This is a genomic window from Xenorhabdus sp. PB62.4 (genome assembly GCF_014467285.1).
In the GTDB taxonomy this organism is placed as follows: domain Bacteria; phylum Pseudomonadota; class Gammaproteobacteria; order Enterobacterales; family Enterobacteriaceae; genus Xenorhabdus.
Genome location: NZ_NKHR01000005.1, coordinates 187,096 through 199,741 on the forward strand (window position 1 = coordinate 187,096; position 12,646 = coordinate 199,741).

Below are 12,646 nucleotides of genomic sequence, written 5' to 3' on the forward strand. Positions count from 1 at the left end.
TCTATCGCTTTGGTGAATACCCTCTGACATCTCTGGCCAGCAAAACCGAATACGCCAAAGATGAAAGAATTCATATCTGAATAATAGAAACACATACCTGAAACTCAATATTGCCCTGTGCCATTTTGCGCGCATAAAAAAAGCGATAAATTGATTATCGCTTTTTTCACTAACAGTATGTGTAGTTACGCTTCGATAGCCAACCGCAATTTCTTCATTGCGTTTTTTTCTAGCTGTCGAACACGCTCAGCAGATACACCATATTTATCTGCCAGTTCCTGCAAGGTGGTTTTGTTGTCATCATCCAGCCAACGAGCCCGAATGATGTCTTGGCTACGCTCATCCAGTCCTTCCATCGCTACAGAAAGTTTATCCGCAGCGTGGTTTTCCCAGTTATCTTCTTCAATGCCATCGGCAAAGTCAGAAGCTTTGTCCTGCAAATACAGCACCGGAGCCACGGGTTGGCTATCGTGATTGTCATCATCAGAAGACATATCAAATGCCATATCCTGCGCTGACATACGGGATTCCATCTCTCGGACGTCTTTGCTGGTCACACCCAGTTCTTTGGCGACCAGATCAACTTCATCCTGATTGAACCATCCCAGACGTTGTTTCGCCTTACGCAAATTAAAGAACAGCTTGCGCTGGGCTTTTGTCGTTGCGACTTTCACAATACGCCAGTTACGCAATACATATTCATGGATTTCTGCCTTAATCCAGTGAACAGCAAAAGAGACCAGACGCACACCCACTTCTGGATTAAATCGACGAACCGCTTTCATCAGGCCAATATTACCTTCCTGAATTAAATCCGCCTGTGGCAGGCCATAACCAGCATAACTGCGAGCAACATGAACAACGAAGCGCAGGTGAGAAAGAATCAGCTTTTTCGCTGCATCCAGATCCCCCTGGTAATGCAGTCTTTCTGCCAGTTCCTTCTCTTCCTCTGCGGAGAGCATAGGATAAGCATTGGAGGCACGGATGTATCCTTCCAAACTACCTTGTGGAACTAGTGCCAAAGTTTGCATTTCTTTTGTCATTCAAATTCTCTCAAAATCAGATTCAAATTGATGGCTTTTGAAGTTTGCCCGAATCTACCCATAAGGTTTTTTCAAGCCAAAGATGCGTCTATTTTACCATCATAGAGATCATATTCAAATTGTCTCGATTGTATGAATATCAATACAAATCTGTAACGGTGATTTCGACAGCGATTCAGCCTAAAAGTTCACCTCAAAACCCGAAAATCACTTTATTCTGGCCTGAAACGACGCAAATGCTGAATTGTCGCAAACCACGCGGCAATCCAACCAATCATACCCGAAATGAGCACTAACAATAGTGATTCATCCCATCCCAATCCATGCAGTTTAAAACTCGTTCCAAAGACACTCGCCACTTCTGTGACGACATTGGCAAGTTTCCACACCAGCAGGGATGAAAGGATTAAAGAAAAAACCGCGCCTAACATCCCCAGTAAAGCACCACCATTGAGGAAAGGTCGCAGAATAAAGCCGTCCGTTGCCCCAATCAGTTTCATCACGTTAATTGTTTCGCGGCGGCTGAAGATACTCAACCGAACGCTATTACCAATAACCAAAAGCAGGGCAACCACCATCAGGACACCTATCACGGCAGCAATCCGGCCAATCAGTGCGGTCAGCGCTGTCAGGCGGGAGAACCAGCTCTCATCCATTCTGACTTCTTCAATGCCTGCAATCTGAGAAACTTGATCACGCAATGTCGTTAGTGCTTGTAGGTCTTGGAAATTCAGTTTGGGAGAGACAATGGCAACCGCCGGCAGAGGATTTTCTTCCAACATATCCAAGGCACTGGCAAATCCTGACCAGGCACGAAATTCATTCACAGCTTCTTCGCGGGAAAGGTAATTCACCGATTTTACGCCGTCCAGATCTTTTAGCTGACCAATCACCTGTCTGGCACTGTTGTCATTCAACGATTTATCCAAATAAACCGTAAGCTGTGGAATGGGATACCACTGTACCGCCGCCTGATTGACGTTTTTCCAAACGATATAGAACACGCTCGGCAGGGTCAGGGAAATGGCAATGACCATAATGGTCAGCAGTGTTGCCAATGGCTGGCGCAACATATCTGACAGAGTGCTTTTCCACGCATAACGCCACTGTACACGCCATCCTCCTTTCAAGGATTTGGATTTCGACTTTGGGGACAGTGCTTTTTTAGTTGAATGACGGACATTCTTAGCCATGATGTCCTCCTTGCATACGCCCCTGATTCAGGGTCAGGATGCGGTAATTTCTTCGTTCAATGAGGGCAACATCATGGGTCGCCATCAGAACTGTCACCCCAACCCGGTTAAATTCTTCAAACAAACGCATGATCCCCTCAGATAATTCTCCGTCCAGATTGCCTGTCGGCTCATCCGCCAGCAGAACGGTTGGCTTGTTTACCACAGCGCGGGCAATGCCAACGCGCTGCTGTTCTCCACCGGAAAGTTGAATAGGGAAATTTTTCGCTTTGTCCAACAGGCCGACCTTATCCAGCGCCGCAGATACCCGCCGGCGAATGTCTTCAGCACTGGCCCCTGAGATAATCAACGGCATGGCGACATTCTCATATACTGTGCGATCCAGCAGCAGGTGATGATCCTGAAAAATCATGCCGATCTGGCGACGCAGAAAAGGGATCTCCCGCGATTTTAATCGGCTGATGTCATGACCGGAAAACCAGATATGACCAGCACTGGGACGTTCAATACCACAGATAAGTTTCAAAAGCGTACTTTTACCCGCCCCTGAATGACCTGTTAAAAATGCCATTTCTCCTGGAAGTAGATGAAAATCCACCCCTTGCAGCGCCTGCCGCCCTCCCAGATAGGCTTTACTGACCTGTTCAAAGCGAATCATTAATAGTTAATCCTCTCGGGCAAAAAGAGCCTCAATAAAATCGTCTGCCTTAAATGGACGGAGATCTTCAATGCCTTCCCCAACACCAATGTAGCGAATCGGGATCTCAAATTGGTCGGCAATGGCGAAGATAACACCACCTTTTGCAGTACCATCTAGTTTGGTCAGTGAAATACCCGTCAATCCCACAGCTTCATGGAATAGTTTAGCCTGACTTACTGCGTTTTGGCCTGTGCTGGCATCCAGTGTCAGCATAATTTCATGGGGTGCGTTTTCATCCAGTTTTTTCATCACCCGAACGATTTTTTTCAGCTCTTCCATCAAATGGGATTTATTCTGCAAACGCCCTGCGGTATCCGCAATCAGGATATCAACACCTTTGGCCTTGGCTGACTGAATGGCATCAAAGATCACTGAGGCAGGATCGGCCCCCGTATGTTGAGCAACTACAGGGATTTTGTTGCGTTCGCCCCAAACTTGTAACTGTTCTACTGCTGCCGCACGGAAAGTATCCCCTGCCGCTAACATGACAGATTTGCCCTGAGACTGGTATTGGCGTGCTAATTTACCAATCGTGGTGGTTTTGCCGACACCATTCACCCCCACCATCAAGATGACGTAAGGAGATTTACCTTCAATCTCCAACGGCTTATCAACTTTTGTCAGAATGCCTGACATCTCTTCTTTCAGTTTAGCGTAAAGCGCTTCCGCATCTTTCAGTTCTTTGCGGCTGGCATGAGCTGTCAGACTGGTAATGATCTTACGCGTCGTTTCAACGCCCACGTCCGCGATCAATAACTGTTCTTCCAGTTCTTCAAACAGATCATCATCAATTTTCTTGCCACGGAACAAACTCAAAAAACCGGAACCAAGATTCTGGCGAGTTTTTACCAGACTGCGTTTCAAGCGGGCAAAGAACCCTTCTTTGGTCGGGCGTTCTTGTTCCTTAGGCAATGCCGCTTGTTCTTCGGCCTGACGAACGGCTTCTTCCGCCAAGCGTTGCTGCTCTGCTTCTTCTGCTGCACGGTGGGCAGCTTCTTCCGCCAAACATTGCTGCTCTGCCTCTTCCGCTGTACGGCGGGCTGCTTCTTCCGCCAAACGTTGCTGTTCTGCCTCTTCTGCTGCACGGCGGGCCGCTTCTTCCGCCAAGCGCTGCTGCTCTGCCTCTGCTGCTGCACGATGGGCGGCTTCTTCCGCCAAACGTTGCTGCTCTGCCTCTTCTGCTGCACGGCGGGCCGCTTCTTCCGCTAAACGTTGCTGCTCTGCCTCTGCTGCTGTACGGCGGGCTGCTTCTTCCGCCAAACGTTGCTGCTCTGCCTCTTCTGCTGCACGGCGGGCCGCTTCTTCCGCTAAACGCTGCTGCTCTGCCTCTGCTGCTGCTGCTGCACGACGGGCAGCTTCTTCCGCCAAACGTTGCTGCTCTGCCTCTTCTGCTGCACGACGGGCAGCTTCTTCCGCCAAACGTTTCTGCTCTGCCTCTTCTGCTGCGCGACGGGCCGCTTCTTCCGCTAAACGCTGCTGCTCTGCCTCTGCTGCTGCACGACGGGCAGCTTCTTCCGCCAAACGTTGCTGCTCTGCCTCTTCTGCTGCACGACGGGCAGCTTCTTCCGCCAAACGTTTCTGCTCTGCTTCTGCTGCTGCGCGACGGGCCGCTTCCTCAGCAACTAATTTTTCTTGTTCAGCTTGTTCTTCTTGCTGTTTCTTATCTTGACGACCAAGTCCAAACCAAGAGAAGAAACCTTTTTTTTTCTCTTTTGCCATCGGCCACTACACTCCTCGCGGTTAATTATGGCGTTATCAATCAATATGCCCACTGAGATAGGTTCTAACGGTGATAAAATCCAGTCTAACATTTTCATCCCACCACAACACATATCTATCGCGGATTTCGTGGTAAATTAATCAATAGGTTTCTTCATCTTCACTCACTTTTTATCTCTGCCAGATATGATTTAATGGCACCAGATGACAAATAATTAAATTATGTAAATTATGGCTAAAAAACCACAGCGCACGTCTTTAGGACAAATTCGCATTATTGGCGGAAAATGGCGCGGGAGAAAATTACCCGTTCCTGATAGTGATGGGCTGCGTCCAACCACTGATCGTGTCCGTGAAACACTCTTTAACTGGCTTATGCCAACGATTCAGGGAGCCCGTTGTTTGGATTGTTTTTCAGGTAGTGGTGCTCTCGGGTTTGAAGCGTTATCACGTTATGCAGGCTATGCGACCTTAATTGAACATGATCGCAATGTAGCGAAACAGTTATCGGCTAATTTAGCCTTACTGAAAGCTGAAAATGCCAATGTGGTACAAGGTAATGCCCTACAATACCTCAATGAAGCGGGAACACCATTTAATGTCGTTTTTCTCGATCCACCATTCCGTAAGGGCATGCTCACGGAAGCGATCCGTTTATTGGAAACCAATGGCTGGCTGGCAGAAGAAAGCTGGATTTATGTTGAAGCAGAATCAGAGTCCGCTGCGACAGAAGTTCCTGCAAGCTGGCGGTTACATAGGGAAAAGGTTGCCGGACAAGTAGCTTATCGATTATATATCCGTCACCAGTAATCTGGTGTCAGACCTGCTTAAACACGATTTTGGAGTCGATGATGTTTATTCAATTAGGAAGAGTTATCATGATCTTAGTCTGGGGAATCATGATTTTCAATTTCATTCACCCTTTCCCTAAGCCATTGAAATATTTTATGGATATCGCCATGGCATTCACCGTGGTAATGCACGCATTTCAACTATTGCTGCTGAAAAATTCCCAGCCTAAAGATCAAAAACTCTCTGCTTTTCTCCAAACTAAGATCTTCTTTTTCGGTGTTTTTGAGCTGTTGGCCTGGCAGAAAAAGCAACAGCAGAATAAAAAACAGTAGAGCGCTCAGTCACTGTCATCTCCCCGTTTTGTTTTCTTCATATTAAAAGAAAATGTCGTTAATGAGTAATCCCGTTAATTACTCATTGACGAGCTTCGTTTTTGATAATAAAACGTTATCCATTCGTTAATAACGAATTAACGTTGATAAATCAGTATACTCTCCACACAACCCCCATCATGAATAGTAATGCCTGATAAAACGGGCGTTGAACATTAAGGAAAAGAAAAATATGAGTTGGCCATTTCTTGCTGTGTTTTTCTCCGGATGGTTATATATTGATGCCGCCTACCGTGGCACCCAATGGCAGCAATGGGTTTTTCGTCCGGTCACGATGCTGCTTTTGTTATTGTGGGCATGTCAGGCACCTAATCTTGAGGTTTCTGGCTATCTTATCATTGCGGGTTTAGTGACTGCTTTGCTCTCTGATGCGATCCGTATGCTCCCCGGTAAATATTTACTTTTCTCATTTATCGCACTGTTCCTGAGTTACTTGCTATATACCATCAGTTTTGCCTGGCACATGAGTTTCAGTCTCTTCTTCCCGTTGCCTTTGATTTTATTGGCTGTTGGCATTGTGGTTATGGTCGTTATCTGGACTCGTCTGGATAATATGCGTTGGCGGGTTGTTGATAGCTTCGTTATGGCACTGCTGATGGTTTGGATCGCCGGAGAACAATATTTTTCACTCAGTAATGAAAGCCGTTTTTCTGTTATGGTAGGCGCCATCCTGTTACTCCTTGCATATATTATCAACCTCGTTGATCGATATCGCTTCTCTTTTAAACTATCAAAAGCAATTATTGCTGCCTGTGGTTTTATCGGGCACTTTTTGATTATTCGTTCACTATTCTTGTAATGCGTCCACTTTATTGAACATAGGTTTTATTGAACACACACTAAGAGGAAGGACATTGATGGTGAATATCTATCTTAGATGGCACTAATTATCAAAAAATTCCTCTTATTAAGTTTGACTCTGGAGTTAACTCCAGAGTGTAGAGTTGTTCTTAATTAACCTGGATTAACTCTATTCTAAGAGGTCGCCTATGTTCTCCACCGACATAAAACATAAGCAATCACAACATGATCACCATGAGAAAGGCCATGGTCACTCTCATAAAAATGATGACAAAATACACTCCCATAAGCATTCCCACGAACATGCTCATGAGCATTCTCATAAACATAACGGAGCACATTGCTCACACGATCATGACCATGCTGTACAGGATATCTTTCCCCTCGAATTAACAGCAAACCAGCGCTTTAATTGGCTCATCCACGGTATGGATTGCCCAAGCTGTGCCGGGAAAATCGAGAATGCTGTAAAAAAACTCCCGGAAGCCAAACAGGTCAAGGTACTGTTTACTACAGAAAAATTGGTGGTTGATTCTGATGTTGATATTCGCGCCGCTGTCGAAAAAGCAGTAAAACAGGCGGGTTTTGAAATCAAGGAAACGGATTCGTCATCCAAACTGCCTCCGGCAACCAATCACTGGAAAACATTTTCCCCGATCCTGATTCTCGCTGCCCTGATGTTCGCTAGTTGGGGGATATCAAACATCAATGCACCCGCCGGGCAAATCGCTTTCATCATTACCACGCTGATTGGGTTATATCCGGTCGCAACTAAAGCCATCAAATTGATTCGTTCAGGTACTCCTTTTGCCATTGAAACACTGATGAGTGTTGCCGCCATCGGTGCCTTGTTCATTGATGCGACCGCAGAAGCCGCTATGGTCATTCTGCTGTTCAAATTAGGCGAGATTCTGGAATCTTATGCTGCCGGACGTGCTCGTCGTGGTGTCAGCGCCTTGATGGCATTAGTCCCTGACCAGGCTTTATTAGTTAAGGATGGAAAGAAGAAAACCGTATCGGCAGCCGAACTGCGTCCCGGTGATATTATTGAAGTCGCTCCGGGAGCCCGTTTACCCACCGATGCCGAATTACTCAGTCCATTTGCCAGCTTCGATGAAAGCGCTCTGACAGGTGAATCTATTCCTGTTGAGCGGCAACAAGGAGAAAAGGTCGCGGCGGGTTGTCTTTCTGTCGATAGCGCCGTGCAGATGAGGGTGATCTCTGAGCCGGGGCACAACGCCATTGACCGCATTCTTCAATTGATCGAAGAGGCAGAAGAACGTCGCGCTCCCATTGAACGTTTCATTGACCGATTCAGCCGCATCTATACTCCGCTGATTATCTTGTTCTCCGCACTCGTGGTACTGATCCCACCTTTGTTCTTTGCCGGATCGTGGGAAATCTGGATCTACCGCGGCCTGACACTACTATTGATTGGCTGTCCTTGTGCACTGGTTATCTCCACACCTGCCGCAATTACTTCCGCATTGGCAGCAGCGACTCGTCGTGGCACCCTAATCAAAGGCGGAGCAGCACTGGAGCAACTCGGAGCAGTGACCACAATCGCATTAGATAAAACCGGCACACTGACCGAAGGCAAACCTCAAGTTACTGATATTGCACCAGCAGAAAACATCACTACAGAAACTGTACTGGCACTGGCGGGGGCTGTAGAAAGTGGCTCTCACCATCCATTGGCAAAGTCCATTCTTGAAGCCGCTGAAAGGAAAGGAGTGACCATTGTTGAGGCTGAACAGCGTAAAGCGCTAGCAGGAATTGGCGTTGAAGGACAATTGTCAGGACAAAGAATTCTTGTCGCCGCTCCCGAACGATTACCGGAAAATACGTTATCCGCAGACTGGAAGCAAAGAGTCGCCGATCTGGAAAGCAGTGGCAAAACTGCGGTTGCAGTTATGCAGGACAAGCAATTCATGGGCTTGATTGCCATGCAGGATACCTTGCGTCAGGATGCCGTAGACACCATCCGTCTCCTGAAAAAACAAGGTGTTCAGGCAGTCATGCTTACAGGGGACAATCCTCGTGCTGCGGCTGCTATTGCAGGTCAGTTGGGCATTGATTATCGCGCAGGATTATTACCGGAAGATAAAGTGAAGGCAGTGACTGAGCTGAATAAAAATCACCACACCATGATGGTTGGCGATGGAATCAACGACGCTCCGGCAATGAAAGCCGCCAGTATCGGCGTTGCCATGGGCAGCGGAACTGATGTTGCATTGGAAACGGCTGATGCTGCACTGACACACAATCGGCTGACCGGTTTAGCTGAAATTATCGCCCTGTCTCGCACAACCCATTACAACATTCGTCAAAATATCACTATTGCATTAGGCTTAAAGGCTATATTCCTTATCACCAGCCTATTGGGTATCACAGGGCTATGGCTGGCAGTTCTGGCCGATTCAGGCGCTACTGCACTCGTCACGGCAAACGCCATCCGGCTGCTGAGAGTGAAGCCGCAAAAGTGATAAACCGGGAGAGATAAAAAAACAACAAACTGAAAAGGTGCATACTACGCACCTTTTCAAAATTACAATTACTCAAGATTGCTATTAAGGAAAAAGAAAATATGGTATTCAGTGAGGTGATAAGTTGTGACTAAACACCATACTTAAAGCCTAGCACGGCTCCTTTTTTCTGCCAGTTAATTACGCGATATTTCTCAATCAAGCATTTTCACTTTTTCTGAGAAGATAGCGATAAGGGGTTTCTTCTGTCTCCTGCGCAATCAATACATGTTCCATAAAACGACAGAAACCGGGAATATCACGGGTTGTTGCCGGATCATCTGCAATGATTAATAACGTCTGGCCTGCACTCATATGGCGGACAGTCTTACGTACCATCATGACGGGTTCCGGGCAGCGTAATCCTAGCGTATCAAGCGTTTTATCGGGATTGGCAAAAACATCGGACATAACAATCTCTGTAGGTTCAAACAATCTATTGCCGTGGATTATATTACAAAATATCGCCAACTGCCGTACTTTACTTTTATTGCGCAACACGCGTATGATCAACTTCTCCTGATTTTTCAGGCGCATTTATTTTTTGGGTTCCCTCACCCCATTCAGCAAAAAGGTACAATATGTTCCAATTGACTGCGCAGCAGCGAGCCACCGCTTTGGCCTGGCTTTCGCTTTTCCATATTCTGATCATTACTTCCAGTAACTATCTGGTGCAACTACCCATCTCCATTTTTGGTTTCCATACCACTTGGGGGGCATTTACATTTCCCTTTATCTTTTTGGCGACCGATCTGACTGTGCGTATTTATGGTGCTCCATTAGCGCGCCGGATCATTATCTCCGTCATGCTTCCCGCCTTGTTGATCTCTTACCTGATTTCAGCTCTGTTTTTTCAGGGCACATGGCAAGGATTCGAAACTTTGGGAACTTTTAACTTGTTTGTTGCCCGCATTGCAGCCGCTAGTTTTATGGCCTATGTGCTTGGTCAGATATTGGATGTCGGCGTCTTTAATCGCCTGCGCCAAAAAAGCCGCTGGTGGATAGCCCCGGCTGCCGCTATGTTTTTCGGTAATATGCTCGATACACTGGCTTTTTTCTTTATCGCATTTTATCGCAGTACCGATGCTTTTATGGCAACGAATTGGGTGGAAATTGCCTTAGTGGATTACGCTTTCAAGCTGTTTATTTGTATGCTTTTTTTCCTGCCAGCTTATGGCATTCTGTTGAATTTAATTCTGAAATTTTTTTTCAAGCAAACCGCAGATAAGACACTGGTTAAATTCCACTAACTGCTCTCCCCCTCATGGGGGAGTTTTCCTATTTCTTAATTCACCGCTTACAGCAGTGGTTATTCTCAATATTGAATAACAGCCTGAATTAAACTTTCTTTTACTATCAAACGTCATTAAAAAAGCGTTTAGGTCAAAGTCATACTCAGCTATCCGACTTGTTTCTGTTTGTGGTACTTTCTGATTACAGTGCTTTCTGTGAGAATTTTTGAACGGTATGTGGCGGTATATACATTCACCAGAATGTATTTATTCAGGAGACAATCAGGTATCCAGCCATATCCTTAAGATCATTTTGCTCATATTTATTTACTGACTTCAGCGAAAACATATGTTTTTTCTTCATCCAATTACATGCGGATGGCTCATATACATTTTATTATTCAAGAATAAGGTCCTGGTAAGATGAATAAACCATTATGTCATTCAGTATTAAAATTAAATCATTATTTGAACATAAGCAATCCAGAATCTTCGGATAATATTTTCGATATACTTAAAACTACCTGTAATGATTACCAATCAACAGTAAATAAATTTATAGCGTTACTTAACTATATTGATAAAAATAATATTAATTTAACATCATTTAATGCACTGGCTGCGCTTCATGAATTAGTCGCCCCTCATGATGGGGCTGTAGTTTCTATGCTATCAATTCATTTTAATCTGACTATAGGAACTCTCGCTAATTTAGGGGCTCAAACACCATACATAGAAGATCTATACCAAAAACTTTGTTCAGGTCGTGCTATTGGCGTATATCTGGCGACTGAGCTGGCTCACGGTCATAATCTGGCCGCGATCGAAACTCAGGCTGATTACCTTCCAGAGAAAGGTGTATTCATACTTAACTCACCCAGTTCCGGCTCATATAAATTCATGCCCAATACCCTATCGTGTGAATTACCCAAGGTGGCGGTCGTTTTTGCCCAACTCAATGTATCAGGGAAAAGATATGGTATTTTCCCCTTTGTATTCCCTCTGTCAGTCAATGGCAAATTAACTACTGGTGTTAAAATCACTACACTTGGCGATAAACCAGGATTTTATCTTGATAACGCAATCACTTCATTTAAGAACGTTGAAATTTCTTTTGAAGGGCTTCTTGCCGGCAATATGATCACATTGCACCGAAATGGTCAGGTATCATTGCATACTAAAACATTAAAAGAACGATTTGCGTTAATCACAAACCGAATACATACCGGAAAATTATGTATGGCCATAAGCTCCGTTACAGTAGCGAAATCAGCGCTGCATATCACCAGCACTTATGGTCATAAACGACAAACCTTCGGCTATTCAGGGGCTATGCCTGTAATCAACTATTTTCATTTTAAAGAAGGCATTGCTTGGGATACTCTAAGTACGGTCACCCATTCATTATACTTAAAAGTGTTGACGGAAAAAGTTTCAGCAACGCTGTCAAAAAATGTCAAAAACTTTAAATTTTCAGATGATCTACTTATTGAAATTATCACGGCTAAATCCCTGTGCACATGGCGTACACAAGAAATATTAATTAACAGCCGTGAACGTTGTGGCTCTCATGGATTATTTATTATCAACAAGATACCCCATTATTTAATAGCTAATTTTGGTGCAATTACTGCTGAAGGCGATAATCTTGTGCTCTCCCTGAAGGCGGGAGAAATGATTCTTATTAATGGCATAAAAAATAACAATAAAGATATTCAACATGATTTATTCTTCATTCTGACTAATTATCTGAATTTCTTATTAAACAAACTGAAAAAGATAATCGTCAGCGGCAATAGAAGAACAAATTTGGATATTGTTAATAAATATAGTGATGATTTTCTGGAACTGAGCCGGACATATGCTGTTTTATCCGTAGTGACGGCAATTATTGACTCGTATCATCATGATGGTATTGACATGATTATCGAAGGTTACCTTCTCGACTGGGCTCATCGTTCCATGAGTAACCTCTTAATAAATGAGATAATTGATCTGCAAGAATCTAAAAAAACAGAGGAAAAACGCACAGAATACATACGTAAAAATGCTGAGAAAATCATTGATTATATTTCCTGTTTTGAGGTGGATAAATCGGGAATTGAAACACCAATATCAAGTGATGACTATATATCCTGGTATGCAGAAAATCATGACCAGTTAAAGGATTAACTCTCAATTATTACCGTGAAATACAGTGCATTCTCGTGAACACCGCCGCCGGACAATCCGGATCAAGAGCCTGTAAT

General features: G+C 44.8%; 11 protein-coding genes. 6 read left to right on the top strand and 5 right to left on the bottom strand.

Annotation, left to right across the window (positions count from 1 at the left end; all coding sequences use genetic code 11):
* Nucleotides 1-185: 185 nt before the first annotated feature.
* From rpoH to ftsY, 4 genes are all read right to left on the bottom strand, one after another.
* Nucleotides 186-1,043, bottom strand: coding sequence for an RNA polymerase sigma factor RpoH (gene rpoH, locus Xenpb_RS07030; RefSeq protein ID WP_187653662.1), 858 nt, complete (start codon nt 1,041-1,043; stop codon nt 186-188).
* A gap of 212 nt (nt 1,044-1,255) precedes the next feature.
* Complete coding sequence (gene ftsX / locus Xenpb_RS07035; RefSeq protein WP_187653663.1) at nt 1,256-2,236, bottom strand: permease-like cell division protein FtsX; 981 nt, start codon at nt 2,234-2,236, stop codon at nt 1,256-1,258.
* A complete protein-coding gene (gene ftsE / locus Xenpb_RS07040; protein ID WP_187653664.1) occupies nt 2,229-2,894 on the bottom strand; it encodes a cell division ATP-binding protein FtsE in 666 nt (221 codons plus the stop codon). Before ftsE ends, ftsX begins: the two co-directional genes overlap by 8 nt.
* A 6-nt stretch (nt 2,895-2,900) precedes the next feature.
* Nucleotides 2,901-4,655 (bottom strand): signal recognition particle-docking protein FtsY, encoded by a 1,755-nt coding sequence (gene ftsY, locus Xenpb_RS07045; protein WP_187653665.1) that lies wholly within the window; start codon nt 4,653-4,655, stop codon nt 2,901-2,903.
* A gap of 231 nt (nt 4,656-4,886) precedes the next feature.
* Between ftsY and rsmD the strand changes: the two genes are divergently transcribed.
* From rsmD to Xenpb_RS07065, 4 genes are all read left to right on the top strand, one after another.
* Nucleotides 4,887-5,465, top strand: a complete 579-nt coding sequence (rsmD, locus tag Xenpb_RS07050; protein ID WP_187653666.1) for a 16S rRNA (guanine(966)-N(2))-methyltransferase — start codon at nt 4,887-4,889, stop codon at nt 5,463-5,465.
* A gap of 41 nt (nt 5,466-5,506) precedes the next feature.
* Nucleotides 5,507-5,779 carry a DUF1145 family protein gene (locus Xenpb_RS07055; RefSeq protein WP_187653712.1) on the top strand — a complete coding sequence of 91 codons (273 nt, stop codon included), beginning with the start codon at nt 5,507-5,509 and terminating at the stop codon, nt 5,777-5,779.
* A gap of 232 nt (nt 5,780-6,011) precedes the next feature.
* Complete coding sequence (locus Xenpb_RS07060) at nt 6,012-6,638, top strand: lysoplasmalogenase (protein ID WP_187653667.1); 627 nt, start codon at nt 6,012-6,014, stop codon at nt 6,636-6,638.
* Between the two features lie 190 nt (nt 6,639-6,828).
* Nucleotides 6,829-9,126: a zinc/cadmium/mercury/lead-transporting ATPase gene (locus Xenpb_RS07065; protein WP_187653668.1), complete on the top strand. Its 2,298-nt coding sequence runs from the start codon at nt 6,829-6,831 to the stop codon at nt 9,124-9,126.
* 198 nt (nt 9,127-9,324) lie between these two features.
* Here Xenpb_RS07065 and tusA read toward each other — a convergent pair whose 3' ends face one another.
* Nucleotides 9,325-9,576, bottom strand: coding sequence for a sulfurtransferase TusA (tusA, locus tag Xenpb_RS07070; protein ID WP_099114269.1), 252 nt, complete (start codon nt 9,574-9,576; stop codon nt 9,325-9,327).
* Nucleotides 9,577-9,746: 170 nt separating this feature from the next.
* On the opposite strand from tusA, the gene Xenpb_RS07075 reads away from it, so the two are divergent.
* Together Xenpb_RS07075 and Xenpb_RS07080 are read left to right on the top strand one after the other, a co-directional pair.
* A complete protein-coding gene (locus Xenpb_RS07075; RefSeq protein ID WP_187653669.1) occupies nt 9,747-10,415 on the top strand; it encodes a 7-cyano-7-deazaguanine/7-aminomethyl-7-deazaguanine transporter in 669 nt (222 codons plus the stop codon).
* Between the two features lie 405 nt (nt 10,416-10,820).
* Nucleotides 10,821-12,569 carry a cytochrome-c oxidase gene (locus Xenpb_RS07080; RefSeq protein ID WP_187653670.1) on the top strand — a complete coding sequence of 583 codons (1,749 nt, stop codon included), beginning with the start codon at nt 10,821-10,823 and terminating at the stop codon, nt 12,567-12,569.
* Nucleotides 12,570-12,646: the final 77 nt, after the last annotated feature.